General features: G+C 66.5%; 1 protein-coding gene (cut by a window edge). It reads left to right on the plus strand.

Going from position 1 to position 16559, the window contains the following annotated elements; all coding sequences use genetic code 11:
- Nucleotides 1-16559: the 5' portion of a putative Ig domain-containing protein gene (locus ACILSQ_RS23620; RefSeq protein ID WP_395746135.1), read on the plus strand. Its footprint extends 13918 nt past the window's final position; only the first 16559 of its 30477 coding nucleotides appear in the window; it begins with the start codon at nucleotides 1-3; its stop codon lies off the right edge, out of view.

The raw sequence follows: 16559 nt of genomic DNA on the forward strand, positions 1-16559 counted from the left end.
GTGAAGATCCATTGTTGCGCGCCGGTGTGGCGGGTGTTGGCGGGGGTGGCGATGTTTCTGGCGTTGGTCTCGGCGACGATGGGAGCGACGGACTACAGCGACTACAACGGTTTCAGCAACGCGGGCAGCACGACAGTGTCCACGATCAGAATCGGCGCCACGACGGACAGTGAGGCGAGCATCACGGCCAACACCTCCGCGACAGGGGACGATGTGATAGGAACGGACGACGAAGACGGTGTGACGCTGCCCGCGAGCCTGGTGGCAGGCACGTCCGGCAGCATGATCGTGAACGTGACGAACACCAGCGGCGCGAGCGTGTATCTCAATGCGTGGATCGATTTCAACAAGAACGGCGTGCTGACCGATTCGGGCGAGCAGGTGGCTACGAACACGGTGATCGCCACGGGAACCTCGAACTCGAACAAGACGATCACGTTCACCGTGCCGTCTGGCGCGACGGTCGGGAATGTGGGTGTGCGCGTGCGACTGACCTCGACGAGCTCTCCTGGTTCGACGGGAGTGACCGGGAATGGCGAGGTGGAGGACTATCTGGTGCAAATCTGCCCGGCGATCACGGTTTCGCCGACGACCCTGGGAACGGCGACGGTGGGCGCAGCCTATTCACAGGCGATCAGCGCGACGGGTGGCACCTCGCCCTACAGTTTCAGCGTGAGCAACGGCACGCTGCCGGTGGGGCTGACTCTCACCTCAGGCGGGGCGCTGAGCGGGACACCGACCGCCGACGACAGCCAGACTTTCACGATCAAGGCCACGGATGCAGCAGGCTGCGTGGGCACGCGGAGCTACACGATGGCGCCGACGTGCACGAGCTACGCGATCTCCCCGTTTGCGCTGGGATCGTGGGAGCTGTCCGCAGCGGTGAACATCACGCTGGTGGCCACGGCGACGTCCGGAACGGCGAACTCTCCGTTCACGTGGTCGGTGACGTCCGGCACTCTGCCGACGGGGCTGTCTCTGAGCAGCGCGGGGGTGCTGAGCGGGACGACGACAGCGAAGGGGACGTACAGCTTCACGCTGCAGGTGAGCGACAAGTACGGATGCACGGCTTCGCAGGACTACCTGATGACGGTGGCGTCTGGCAGCGCGTATTCGAGCCTGCTGTACATGACTTCAGGCAACGGCAGCACGGGATATTTGGAGACCTATGATGTGTCCACGCGCACGAAAACCACGGTGGGGCAGACGAAGGACTCCAGCTCGCACTACCTGACGGACCTGGCGTGGTCGCCTTCGGGAGTGCTGTACGGCATCGACTTCAACAACATCTACACGATCAATCCCAGCACAGGGGCGGTGACGAGGGCCGGAGGCTTTGGAAGTTCCAACAGCTTCAACGGCCTGGTGTTTGATGCCGGCGGCACGCCCTACATGAGCAGCGTGAACGACGGGGACATCTACACCTTCAATGTCTCGTCATTGAGCACTGGGACAACCACGACGCCGACGCGCATCTACACTTCACCCTCGACAGCGCCGAACGGTGAAGCGCTGGACAGCGCGGGGGACCTGGCATGGATCGGGAACGAGCTGTATTACACGACTGCAGGCAGCAGCTTCAACTCCTTCTATCTCTACAAGGTGCCCGCAGGCGGCACGGCCACGCAGCTTGTGGGGCAGATCAAAAACTCCTCGGGAACATCCATCGCGGATGTTTTCGGTCTTTCCACAGACGGCTACGGCACGCTGTATGCGCAGGCGGGGACGGCGCTCTACACCCTGGACAAAACAACGGGCGTGGCGACGGTGGTGAATTCCAGCGTGGCCGCCAATGCAATCTCCGGCGGCGCGATGCGGTATGAGTTTACGCAGGTGCTGGATGACTTCGGCGACTACTCGGTGTTTCCGGTGGCGCGCGACACGGTGTACAGCTCGCTGCTGATGGGATCTCTGATCGACTACGATATTCCGGCGGCGTTCAACACGTCTGCGAACGCGGACGATGTGAACTGGCTGGATGATGAAGACGGCGTGACGCTGCCGGCGAGCGTGGTGCAGGGGGCCACGGGCGTGAGCGTGACGGTGAAGGTGACGAACACGAGCGGAGCACCGGCATTCCTGAACGGCTGGATCGACTTCAACAACAACGGCTCCCTGACGGACGCCAGCGACCAGATCATCAACAACGTCACCATTCCGACGGGCACGAGCAATGCGAGCCAGAGCTATACCTTCAATGTCCCGGCCAACTCGGCGGTGGGCGCGCTGGGGGCGCGGTTCCGGCTGACGGCGGTGACGAATCCCGGCTCGTCCGGCGCGAGCGGTCCGGGCGAGGTGGAAGACTATCTGATCAATGTGACGTGCAGCGCGGTCACGCTGAGCCCGACGACACTGGCGACACCGACGGTGGGAACGGCGTATTCGCAGACAGTGACGGCGAGCGGCGGCAATTCGCCTTACACCTATGCGGTGGCCACGGGCTCGCTGCCGGCGGGGCTCACGCTGAATGCGAGCACGGGCGTGATTTCAGGCACGGTGACCAGCTCGAGCGCGACCAGCTTCACGCTGCGCGCGACGGATGCGAAGGGCTGCACGGGCACGCTGGCCTGCAGCGTCACACCGACCTGCCCGGCGGTGACCGTGGGTCCGGCCACGCTGAACACGCCGACGGTGGGCACCAGTTTCTCACAAACGCTCAGCGCCTCGGGCGGCATTTCTCCCTACACCTGGGCGGTGACCAGCGGCACGCTGCCGGCGGGATTGTCTCTGAGCACGAGCAACGGGACGATCAGCGGCCTGCCCACGAGCGCGACGGCGGCGGTCTTCACCGCGCAGGCGACGGATGCCGCGGGATGCAAAGACATCCAGAGCTATACGGTGACGCCGGTGTGCCCCACGATCAGCATCACGCCGGCCACACTCGCACAGGGCGCGGTGGGCACGGCCTACTCGCAGACGCTGAGCGCGAGCGGTGGCAAGGCGCCCTACAGCGCGTGGACGGTGACCAATGGCACGCTGCCTCTCGGACTTTCGCTGAATGCGAGCACGGGTGTGATCAGCGGAACGCCGACGGCATCCGCGAGCCCGTCCACCACGGTGACGGTGCGGGTGAGTGACACGTATGGGTGCCAGGCCTCGCAGGTGATCACGCTGCAGATTTGTCCGGTGATTTCGCTCACGCCTGCGATCCTGCCGACGCCGACGGTGGGCACGGCCTATTCGCAGACGCTCACCGCCTCCGGTGGCACGGCCGCCTACACTTATACACTGGCCAGCGGCACGCTGCCGACGTGGGCCACACTGAGTTCCGGAGGCGTGATCAGCGGTACGCCAAACAGCACGGCGACGGCGAGCTTCACGGTGCGCGCCACGGATGCGAACGGCTGCGCGACCACGCTGGCGTACACGATCACGCCGGTGTGCCCGGCGGTGACGATCACGCCCGCATCGCTGGCGCAGGGTACGGTGGGCAGCGCCTATTCGCAGACGCTGAGCGCCACGGGTGGCATCGCGCCGTACAGCGGCTGGACGGTGACGGCCGGCACGCTGCCAGCGGGACTGACACTGAATGCGGGCACGGGCGTGATCAGCGGAACGCCGACAGCTTCAGCGAGTCCCTCCACCTCGGTCACGGTGAGGGCGAGCGATGCAAACGGCTGCCAGGGATCGCGCGCGATCACGCTGCAAATCTGTCCGGTGATCAGCTTCACGCCGACGACGCTGCCAGCGCCGACGGTGGGCACGGCCTATTCCCAAACGCTCACGGCCGGCGGCGGGACAGCGCCCTACACTTTCACGCTGGCCAGCGGCACACTGCCGAGCTGGGCATCGATGACTTCTGCGGGAGTACTCAGCGGCACGCCCACCACCACGACCACGGCGATCTTCACGCTGCGCGTGACGGATGCGAACGGGTGTGCGGCCACGCTGGCGTACACGCTGACCCCTTCATGCCCCACGATCTCCATCACACCGACAGCGCTGGCGCAGGGGACGGTGGGTGCGGCGTATTCGCAGACACTGGCGGCGAGCGGTGGCATCGCCCCATACAGTTCATGGACCGTGACGGGCGGAGCGCTGCCAGCAGGGCTGACGCTGGATCCGAGCACGGGTGTCATCAGTGGTACGCCGACGGCCTCGGCGAGTCCGGCGACGACGATCACTTTCCGTGTGAGTGATGCGAATGGCTGCCAGGGAACGCAGGCCGTCACGCTGCAGGTGTGCCCGGTCATTTCCATCTCACCGACGACTCCTGCCAGCGGCACGGTGGGCACCGCCTACTCGCAGACGCTGAGCGCCGCGGGCGGGTCCGGGACCTACACGTATGCGGTGGTCAGCGGCTCGCTGCCGGCGGGGCTTTCGCTGAATGCCTCCAGCGGTGTGGTGAGCGGCACGCCTTCATCGGGCACCAGCGCCAACGTGACAGTCCGCGCGACGGATGGCAACGGCTGCCAGGGCACGCAGGCGATGACGTTTGCCATGGGCTGCCCAGTGATCACGGTTTCGCCGTCCACACTGCCGCAGGGGACGGTGGGCAGCGCGTATTCACAAACGCTGACCGCATCGGGCGGCTCAGGAGGTTACACGTGGTCGGTGACGAATGGCACGCTGCCGGCGGGACTGTCCCTCAATGCAACCTCCGGCGTGCTGAGCGGCACGCCCACCGCGAGCAATGCGGGCGGGGTGAGCGTGACCATCGCTGCCACCAGCACGCTGAACCTGTGCGCGGGCACGAAGACCTACACGCTGCAAATCTGCCCGGCCGTGACGCTGGCACCGACGACGCTGAGCACACCGACGGTGGGCGCGGCCTATTCGCAGACGATCACGGCCTCCGGGGGCGCGACTCCCTACACCTACACTCTGGCCAGCGGCACGCTGCCGACGTGGGCCACGCTGAGCAGCACGGGCGTGCTGAGCGGCACACCCACAGGCACGACTGCGGCGACCTTTACGGTGAAGAGCACGGATGCGAACGGCTGCGCAGGCACGCGCGCCTATACGATCACGCCATCCTGCCCGACGATCACCATCAGCCCCACGACGATGACGCAGGGAACGGTGGGCACGGCTTACTCGCAGCCGCTGGCGGCAAGCGGTGGCATCGCGCCCTACAGTTCGTGGACGCTGATCAGCGGCACGCTGCCCGCGGGGCTGACGCTGAACTCGGGCACGGGAGTGATCAGCGGCACGCCGACGGCGGCGGCGAGCCCGGCCAGCTCCATCGTGGTGCGGGTGAATGATGCGAACGGCTGCCAGGGCTCGCAGACGCTGGCGCTGCAGGTTTGCCCGGTGATCACGCTGACACCGGCCACACTGACGACACCGACGGTGGGCGTGGCGTATTCGCAGACGATCTCGGCGAGCGGCGGCAGCTCTCCCTACACCTACACGCTGGCCAGCGGCACGCTGCCGGCCTGGGCCACGCTAAGCTCTGCGGGTGTGATCAGCGGCACGCCGACGAATACGACGACGGCGGCCTTCACCGTGCGTGGAACGGATGCGAACGGCTGCTCGAAGACGCTGGCCTGCACGCTGGCGCCGGTGTGCCCGACGATCAGCATCACGCCGGTGGCGCTGGCGCAGGCGGTGGTGGGCACGGCCTACTCGCAGACGCTGAGCGCCAGCGGTGGCAGCGCCGCATACACCTGGGCGGTGAGCAGCGGTACGCTGCCGACGGGACTCGCGCTGAATGCGAGCACGGGAGTGATCAGCGGCACGCCGACGGCGGTCAATGCCACGGGCGCCAGCGTGACCTTCCGCGCCACGGATGCAAACGGCTGCCAGGCCACGAGCGCGCTGACGGTGCAGGTGTGCCCGGTCATCAGCGTCACGCCCACAACGGCCACGGCGGGAACAGCGGGCAGCTTCTACACGCAGAATCTTGCCTCCAGCGGCGGCACCTCGCCTTACACCTACACGATCAGCAGCGGCACGCTGCCGTCCGGGCTCTCCCTGAGCAGCGGCGGTGTGATCAGCGGCACGCCGACGACGGCGAATGGCGCGGGCGGAAGCTTTACGGTGCGCAGCACGGATGCGAACGGCTGCGTGAAGGATCAGGCGGTGAGCTTGAAAATCTGCCCGGTGATCACGCTGCCATCTCTGACCACGACGTGGACGGTGGGAGCGAGCTCTTCGCAGACGCTGACGGCGAGCGGCGGGACCTCGCCGTATGTGCTGGCGCTGGCCAGCGGCACGCTGCCCGCGGGAGTGACCTTCAACACGAGCACCGGTGTGCTGAGCGGCACGCCAACGAGCCCGGGGGCGAAGACCTTTGTGATCAGCGCCACGGATGCGAACGGCTGTGCGGTGACGCAGAGCTACACGATCACGCCGCAGTGCCCGGTGATCAGCGTGAGCCCCGGCACGCTGGCGGTGGGAATGGTGGGCAGCAGCTACGCACAGAGCTTCATCACGGCGGGCGGCACGGCGCCCTACACGTATGCCATTACGGGCGGCTCGCTGCCGACGGGGCTGAGCTTTAACACAACGACTGGAGCGATCAGCGGCACGCCGAGCGTGGCGGGGAGCTTCAGCATCACGGTGAAAGTCACGGACGCGACGAGCTGCCAGACGACGATCACGCGCGGCATGACGATCTCCTCCAACGTGGTGTCCGACTGCCCGACGCCGCTCAACCAGAGCGTGGGCGGCGCGTACCTGGTGACACGGCTGGGGCGCGATGTGCTGGGCGGAGAGAACACGACGCTGGGGAACTGCTTGTACAACATGTCGCCGAACGGGCGGTGGATCACGGGCATCCGCACGGGGCTGACCTCGCACGGCTTCCTGATGAACACGCTCACGGATGTGAACGTGGATGTGCCGCTGCTGGATTCGAGCCATCCCTATGCGATGGGACGTGATGTGAACGACAGCGGCGACGCGGTGGGCTATGAGAAGTGGAGCAAAGGGGCGAAGGTGAACATCATTCCCTGGTACTACACGAACGGCGGCGTGGTGCGGCTGCTGACGCCGTATGACACGAGCAGCAGCCTGAGCGCGAGCCCCTGCGCGCTGACGGCTGACAGCGCCTACGCGTTTGGCACGGTGGACCCGGACGGCCCCGGGGGACCGGTGCTGTCCCAGGGAGGCTACTGGAACCTGAGCACACGCGCGTGGACGGCGATCTCCGGCGTGCGTGAAGTGGTGGACGCCTCGGCGGATGGCACGAAGCTTCTCGTGACGGACAGCAGCGGCGTGGGCAAGGTGCTGAGCGGCAGCCCCGCGGCGGGCTACAGCACGGTGGTGGTGACCTTCGCGGGAGGCTCGCTGAACGCGGGCCGGGTGAGCCCGAGCGGGCGCTACATCGGATCGAGCCAGAAGATTTCCGGCGTGCCGGTGCCGTTTGTGTATGACACGCAGACGAACACGCGCACGAACCTGCCGCGCATCCTGCCGCAGGACGGGCTGGGCGGCATCGTGGGCGCGGTGAGCGACACGGGGCGGGTGCTGGGCTCGATCTACAGCACGGCGTCCACGGGCAGCTTTGCGGTGATGTGGGACACGCCGGCGGATTTGTACACGAAGATCTCGGACCTGCTGGTCTCTGACGGCCATGTGGCGCAGGACAGCACGTACTCCTACTGGAACGTCTACAACGGCGGGGACGGCATCTCCGCGGACGGCACGACGATGGGCGTGTACGGCAACAACCCCTACAACGTGGAAGACTCGATGGTGTTCCAGAAGGTGGCGGTGGCGGACACGCGGCTGTGCCTGGGCAATGCGGTGTGGCAGGACACGAACCGCAACGGCATCAAGGACTACGGTGAAACGGGCGCGGTGGGCGCGGTGGTGCATCTCTTCCATCCGGGCGCGGACGGCGTGCGCGGCGGCACGGGGGTGAATGCGGACTATGAAGTGGGCACGCCGGTGACCATCACGAGCAGCGGGGCTTATGTCTTCAGCGCCATTCCCTCCGGCACGTATTATGTGCAGGTGATTCCGCCGGCTTCGCTGCCGGTGACTTCCGGCGTGGTGGTGGCGCTGGACAATGGGGTGGACAATGACAACAACGGGATGCAGCCCGGCGGACCGGGAACGCCGATCTACAGCCCGATGATCACGCTGATTCCCGGCACGGAGTCGGTGAATGATGGTGACAGCAACAACAACACGAACTTCACCGTGGATTTTGCGCTGGGCGATGGCGTGAGCCTGGGAGACCAGGTGTTTGCCGACCTCAACGGCAACGGCTTGTTTGACTCCGGCACGGAGCCGGGGCAGGCAGGCCTGACCGTGCAGCTCGTGGATGCGAGCACGAGCAATGTGCTGCTGAGCACGACGACGGACAGCAGCGGCAAATACTTCTTCGGCGGCCTGGCCCCAGGCACCTACCGTGTGAGCATTCCCACACCGCCGGCGGCCTACACCTCCGCGACGCTGACAGTCTATGATGACAACGGCGTGGACAATGACAGCAACGGCGTGCAGAACGGCGGCGCGGGCACGGTGACGACGAGCCCGGTGATCACGCTGGCCACGGGCACGGAGCCGGGGTCCACGGGAAGCACGAGCTTTGAAAACACGATCGACTTTGGCTTCCGCTCCTGCCCGGTCATCACGGTGACGCCGAGCACGATCCCCACGGGCACGGTGGGCACGGCCTTCACGCAGGCGCTGAGCGGCACCGGGAGCGCGGCGACGCCTTACACATGGAGCACTTCCGCGGGCACGTGGCCGGAAGGTCTGAGCATGAGCAGCACGGGCGGCATCAGCGGTACGCCGACGGTGCCGACGAGCGGAGTGAACGGCACGACGGTGACAGTGCGCGTGACGGATGCGAACACGTGCTTCCGCGACCAGCCACTGCGGATCAAGGTGTGCCCGGTGATCACGGTGAACCCGACGACGCTGCCCTCACCGGTGATCGGCACGCCGTATTCGCAGACAGTCACGACCTCAGGAACAACGGCCACGCCGGTGACGTGGAGCGCCACGGGACTGCCCGCGTGGCTGTACCTGGATGCAAACACGGGCGTGCTGTCAGGGACGCCGACGAACTCGACCGCGGTGACCTTCACGGTCATCGCCACAGATGCGAACCTGTGCACGGCCTCCCGGACCTACACGCTGCCGCCAGTGTGCCCGGCGGTGACGATCAGCCCGGCAGCGCCTGCAGGGGGCACGGTGGGCGTGCCCTACAGCCAGTCGCTGAGCGCCTCACCGGCCACCGGCCTGACGGCGCAGTATTACTCCGGCTTGAATTTCAAGACGCTGGTGCTGACGCGGAAGGAGGCCTCGATCGATAATGACTGGGGCGCGGGCTCGCCGGATGCGCTGGTGCCGGTGGATCAGTTCTCAGTGCGGTGGAGCGGCTTTGTGCGGCCAGCGACGACAGGTACGTACACCTTCCAGACCACGAGCGACGACGGCATCCGGGTGTGGGTGAACAACACGCTGATCATCGACAAATGGACGGACCAGGGCGCGACGAATTACACGGGCACGATCAGCCTGACCGCGGGGACGGTGGTGCCGATTCGTGTGGAATACTATGAAAACGGCGGCAATGCCGTGGCGAAGCTGTACTGGTCCGGCCCGAGCCTGACGCTGCAGCCGGTGACGGGCTGGCTGGAGTACGTGTGGGGTGTCTCGGGCGGCAACCTGCCTGCCGGACTGACGCTGAACGCAACCACGGGAGTGATCAGCGGCACGCCGACGGTGGCGAACGGCCTCGGCGTGAACCTGACCATCACGGCCACGGACCCGAACGGATGCGTGGGGACGAAGGCGTGGCCGGCGCTGCAAATCTGCCCGGTGATCAGCATGACGCCGTCCAGCCTGCCGCCGGCGACGGTGACGCTGCCTTATTCCCAGACGATCGCGGCCTCCGGCGGCTCGGCGCCCTATCAATACACGGTGGTGAGCGGAACGCTGCCGACGTGGTGCACGCTGAATGCGGCGACGGGCAAACTTTCCGGCACGCCGACCGACAGCACGCCGAGCACCTTCACGGTGGCGGCCACGGATGCGAACGGCTGCGTGAGCTCGCAGGTGTACACTGTGGACCCGCGTTGCACGGTCTTCAGCGTGACCCCGGCCGCGCTGCCGAGCGCGACGGCGGGCAGCGCCTATTCGCAGACCTTCACGGCGAGCGGCGGCACCGGGCCCTACAGCTACGCCTTGCTCAGCGGCGCGCTGCCAGCGGGCTTCACGCTGAGCAGCAGCGGGGTGCTCAGCGGCACGGCCGCCACGGGAGACGGCAGCAAGGCGGCCATCACCGTGGCGATCACGGATTCCACGGGATGCGTGAGCACAGCGAACTACCAGGTGCAGGTATGTCCTGTGATCACGCTGGGCCCCGCCGCGCTGCCGGCGCCGACGCTGGGCATCAGCTACTCCCAGACCATCACCGCCACCGGCACGAGCGCAACGCCGCTGACGTGGAGCGCGACAGGACTGCCCGCATGGCTGAGCCTGAGCAGCAGCACGGGCGTGCTCAGCGGCATGGCCACCACGACCACGCCGGTGACCTTCACGCTGACCGCCGCGGATGCGAACGGCTGCTCCGGCTCGCGCACCTACACGGTCACGCCGGTCTGCCCGGTGATCACCGTAGGCGGAACGACGCCTGCAAACGGGTATCTGCAGACGACGTTTGCGCAGAGCATCACGGCCAGCGGCGGGACTGCGCCGTATTCGTTTGCGCTGATGAGCGGGACAATGCCACCGGGACTCAGCATGGCCGCGGACGGCAGCGTGAGCGGCACGCCCACGACGCTGGGCAGCTACACGATCACCGTGCGCGCCACGGACGCCTACAACTGCCAGAGCGCGACGACTTCGGTGACCTTCAACATCAAGGGCATGGCGGTCGGCAACCAGGTGTGGGTGGACATGAATGACGACGGGCTGAAGGGGACGACGGAAAGCGGCGTGCCGAACCTGCCCATCCAGCTCTGGTCTCCGGGCATCAATGGCGTGGGGAACAACGGCAGCGGCGATGACGTGCTGCTGGCCTCCAGCACCACGGACTCGAACGGGCTGTATCTTTTCAACAACCTGGCGCCGGGGATCTACTACGTGCGCATTCCCACGACGCCGACATATTACCCGAAGGCGAGCACGAGCCAGGTGAATCTGGACAACGGGGTGAACAACGACAACAACGGTCTGCAGGCGGCATCGGGGCTCGCGGTGTACACGGCGCTGATCACGCTGTCTCCGGCGTCCGAACCGGCCACGGGAGTGGATGGTGACGACACGGATGCGGACAGCACGATCGACATCGGCTTTGCAAATGCGAACCCCTGCCAGATCACGAACCTGATCGACAACCCGAGCTTTGAATTCCAGGGGCTGCCGAATACGACGGGCACGGGCGTGAGCGTGCTGAGCTATGACGGCACGGGCACGGGGCTGGGCAGCGGCATCAATGCCTTCCAGTGGCTGGGCGGTACGAACGGCACCAGCGGCCTCGGCGAGCCGGTGCAGCGCGTGCAGGTGGCGGCGGGCAGCACGGGCTCGAAGGTGTCCTGGGTGGAGAGCGCGAAGAGCCGCCACGGCAAGCGCATGCTGCTGCTGCAGGGAACGAATTCCTCGGTGAACCTGATGCCCGCGGGCGGTGGCAACTGGAGCAGCGTGCTGCAGGCCGGGAAAGAATATGAGCTGAGCGTGTGGGCCACGAGCGCCTCCTCCGGCGCGGCCTCCATTCTGTGGAATCTCGGTGCGAATGCGCAGATCTTCCAGATCATCACCGGAGCAACGCCGGGCCTGTACCAGTACTACACGGTGCCGCAGGGAGAAATGAGCGCGACGGCGCCGGGAGTGAGCCAGTGCTGCGGCTACAGCGGCGGCACGATTTCGTACACGGCCTTTGGCGCGTCGGATTACAACAACTGGACGGAGGCTGCGGCAAACAGCACGCAGCCGCTGTGGCGCCAGTTCACCTACCACTTCCGCGTGGCCAATGGCGCGACCGCATCGCAGATCGACACGGCGACGCTGGCGCTCTCCGGCGGCAGCAGCACGAACGCGGTGGCGGCTGACCTCGTCTATCTCTGCCAGGTGAACACGACGGCCACGCTGACGATCGGCAACCTGGTGTGGAATGATGCGAACAAGAACGGCGTGCGCGACACGAGCGAGATCGGCATCAGCAGCGTGGTGGTGGATCTCTTCCGCAGCACGAACGACGTGGCGGGGGACGCGGACGACCTTCTGATCGCCACGACGACGACGAGCTCCGCCGGTGCCTACAACTTCACCGGACTGGCCGAAGGCAAGTACGTGGTGCGGGTGACGCCACCGGCAAGCATTCAGGCGACGGGCGGCAACGTGGTGACGCTGGACAACGGCGTGAACAACGACAACAACGGCAGCCAGCCGGGCGGGCCGGGAACGTATCTCTACAGCCCGGTCATCATGCTGGCGAACGGCTCGGAACCGGTGAACGACGGCGACACAAATCCCGACACGGAGCTCAGCATCGACTTTGGATTGTTCTCCGGCATCCTGCTGGGCAACCAGCTCTTCATTGACGCGAACAATGACGGCGCCTTCAACACCGGTGAAACAGGCGTGGGCTCGGGCGTGACGGTGGAACTGCTGGACGGCACGGTGAACACGGTGATCGCCACCACGACGACAAACAGCTCGGGCGTGTATGGCTTCACGGTGTACCAGCCGGCGAACTACCGCGTGCGCGTGCCGACACCGCCGGCGGCCTATCCGCTGGTCTCGGGCGTGGTGGACACCTCCGATGACGGTCGTGACAATGACAGCAATGGCATCCAGAGCGGCGGCATCAACACGGCGGTGATCAGCCCGGTGATCACGCTGACGGCGAGCGGCGAGCCTGGCAGCACGGGGAACTCGAACACGGAGAACACCATCGACTTTGGCTTCCGCGCCTGTCCGGTGATCACCATCAGCCCCGGCACGGTGGCGGTGGCCACGCAGTATGTGGCGTACAATCCGCTGACGCTGACCTCCAGCGGCGGCTCGGGCGGCTATGTGTACGCCATCAGCAGCGGCGCGCTGCCAAATGGCATGAGCATGAACAGCGCGGGCGTGATCAGCGGCACGCCGGGCTCCAGCGCGGCCCCTGGCAGCTACAGCTTCACAGTGCGCAGCACGGACAGCATCGGCTGCTCCGGCACGCAGAACTACACGCTGACGCTGAGCAATGCCCTCGTGACGGTGACGCCCGCCACGCTGCCCGCGGCGACGCAGTATGCAGCCTACACGCAGAGCCTGGCGGCTTCGGGCGGCACCTCGCCGTATGGGTGGAGCTACGGACCTTCCGCGCTGAGCGGAGCGGCGGCCTGGTGGCCGGGCGAAAACGGCGCGACGGAAGTGGTGGCGGGGAACAACGGCGTGCTCATGAATGGCGCGGCCTTCAGCGCCGGAGTGGTGGGGCGCGCCTTCAGCTTTGACGGCGTGAATGATTATGTGCAGGTGGCGGACCAGTCGGTGATGCGTCCGGCGCAGATCAGCGTGGAAGTCTGGGTGAAGCCCGCGGGCGCCACGCCGGCGGCGGATCAGATCCTCATTGAGAAGACCTCCAATGTTGCAGCTCCGGCGAATGGCTACGGTTTGATCCAGAAGAGCGGCGGCAGCACGGTGCGCTTCTGGATCAACGGCACGACTTCGGTGGCGGGCACCTCTGAATTTGTGGACGCGGCTCTGACGGTGGGAAGCTGGAACCATGTGGTGGCGACGTATGACCTGACGAACCTGCGCATCTATGTGAACGGCGTGCAGATCGCCTCGAAGGCCTTCACCACGGCCGTCAGCCACTCCACGCAGCCGCTGGTGATGGGCGGCAGCGCGACGGCGGGAACCTGCTGGAACGGCGCGCTGGACGAAGTGGTGATCTACAACCGCGCGCTGAGCAGCGCGGAGGCGCTGGCCCGCTACACGGTGACAAACAGCGGAAACAACGGCATGCCGACCGGCCTGACGCTGGACCCCACGACTGGCGTGCTGAGCGGAACACCCACGGCGGTGCCGGCGATCTATCCCTTCACGGTGCGCGCGAGCGACTTCTACAGCAGCATCGGCCTGCGCAGCTACTCGCTGACAGTGGGCTGCCCGAGCATCGATATTTCTCCCAAGACGCTCACAGACGCGCAGCAGTATGCGGCTTATACGTCGGTGACGCTGGCGGCGACGGGCGGCACGGCGCCTTACACCTGGGACATCACCACCGGAGCGCTGCCGACGGGCATGAGCCTGAGCAGCGCGGGGGTGATCAGCGGCACGCCGGGCTCCGCGCCGGGCACGTACTCCTTCACCGTGCGCGCGCGTGACGCGAACAACTGCGTGAGCACGCAGGCGCTGAGCGTGAAAGTCATCTGTCCGACGATCACCCTGACACCGGGCACGCTGCCGAATGCGCAGCAGTTTGCCTCCTACTCCGCGGTGCTGCTGGACGGCACGGGCGGCAGCGCTCCGTACACCTTCAGCATCCAGAGCGGTGCGCTGCCAACGGGCATGAGCCTCTCCAGCGCGGGCCTGCTCAGCGGCACGCCGACAGCGGTGCCAGGAGACTACACGGTGGTGGTGAAGGGCACGGATGCCGCGAACTGCTCCGGCACGCGCAGCTACACGCTGCATGTGAACTGCCCGGCCATCGGCATCACCCCGACCTCGCTGCCCAACGGCCGCCAGTATCAGGCCTACAGCCAGACTTTGACGGCAAGCAACGGCAACCCGGCCTACACCTGGACGGTGGTGAGCGGCGCGCTGCCCACGGGGTTGACGCTGAGCAGCGCGGGCGTGATCAGCGGCACGCCGACCGCGGCTCCTGGCACCTTCAATTTCCGCGTGCAGGCCACGGATTCGTCAGGCTGCACCGGCACGCGCGACTGCTCCATCCTCTTTGACTGCCCGGCCATCAGCATCACGCCGACGACGCTGCCGCAGGCGACGACGACGGTGGCCTACAGCCAGCAGCTCACCGCGACGGGCGGCACGACGCCCTACACCTGGACGGTGGCCTCCGGCACGCTGCCCGCGGGCATCACGGTGTCCTCCGCGGGTCTCATCAGCGGGACGACGACGGCGGTGGGCTCGTTCAATTTCACCGTCCAGGCCAGTGATCTGAACGGCTGCGTGCAGCAGCAGGCGCTGTCTCTCGGCGTGAACTGCGCGGCCATTACTATCACCCCGGCCTCGCTGCCGACGGCGACGGTGGGCACCGCTTTCTCGCAGCAGCTCACGGCCACGGGCGGTGTGGGCACGAAGACGTGGACGCTGAAGACCGGCGCCTTCCCCACGGGCATGAGCATTTCCACCTCCGGCCTGATCAGCGGCACGCCGACGAGCAGCGCGGGCACCTACAATGTGACGATCCAGGCGATGGATCAGAACAATTGCCCGGGAACGATCAGCTACACGATCACGCTGCAGTGCCCGACCATCACGGTTTCGCCGACGACGGTTCCGGCGGGCACGGTGGCCACCAGCTACAGCACCACGCTGAGCGCGACGGGCGGTACCGCACCCTACACCTGGAGCGTGCCCACCGGCAGCGCACCGCCCGGACTCGCGCTGAGCTCTGCCGGTGTGCTGAGCGGCACGCCGACGGCCCCGGGCACCTATGCCTTCACGGCGGAAGCGCGCGACACCTACGGCTGTTTGGTGGACACCACGATCAGCCTCACGGTGAGCTGCCCGACACTGGCGCTGAGCCCCACGAGCCTGAGCTCCGGCTATCGCGGCCAGTCCTACAGCCAGACCGTGACGGCCAGCGGCGGCATCAGCCCCTACACGTACTCCGTCACGGCCGGCAGCCTGCCACCGGGAGTGACGCTGAACACCAGCACGGGAGTGATCAGCGGCACGCCGACGGCCACCGGCAGCTACAGTTTCACAGTGCGCGGTGTGGACAGCGCGACCTGCTCCGGCACGCGCGACTACATTGCGGTGATCAACGGGCTCACGCTTGGCAACTCGGTGTGGGAAGATCTGGACCAGAGCGGCACGAAGGATGTGGGAGAGCAGGGGATCAGCGGCGTCTCGCTGCAGTTGTTTGCCACCACGGACACCGTGATCGGCAACGGGGACGACGTGTCCCAGGGCACGACGACAACTGACGGCACCGGTGCCTATGCCTTCAGCGGCCTGGCTCCCGGCAAGTATTATGTGAAGATCGCCACGCCGCCGACGGCGCAGCCGCTTTCCTCCGGCCCGCAGGTGAACCTGGACAACGGCGTGGACAATGACAACAACGGCATCCAGTCCAGCGGCAGCGGCACGGCGATTGTGAGCCCGGTCATCACGCTGGCGATTGGACGCGAGCCCGGCGACGTGGCGGGCGGCATCGACGCGGACAACACGGTGGACTTTGCACTGCGCGCGGTGCCGGCATCGCTGACGAACCTGCTGGAGTACACCCTGAACACGAGCAGCGGCGGCCTGCCTGCACCGCCGAGCTTCAAGAGCGGCGCCGTGGTGAACGCGGCGAAGATCCAGATCGAGGACGACATGAACGGCCTCACGGACATCAGCGAACCGGCGAACAACGGACCGATCCGCACGGGCTCGCTCTCCCGCCGCATGCGCGACTGGGACGCCGCTTATGACACGGGGTATGATGCCGCGCCGAGCACGCTGGTGCAGCGCCCGGACAGCCTGTGGATCCGCTT

Origin of the sequence: Prosthecobacter sp. (assembly GCF_044227185.1) — a bacterium.
Taxonomy (GTDB): Bacteria; Verrucomicrobiota; Verrucomicrobiia; order Verrucomicrobiales; family Verrucomicrobiaceae; genus Prosthecobacter.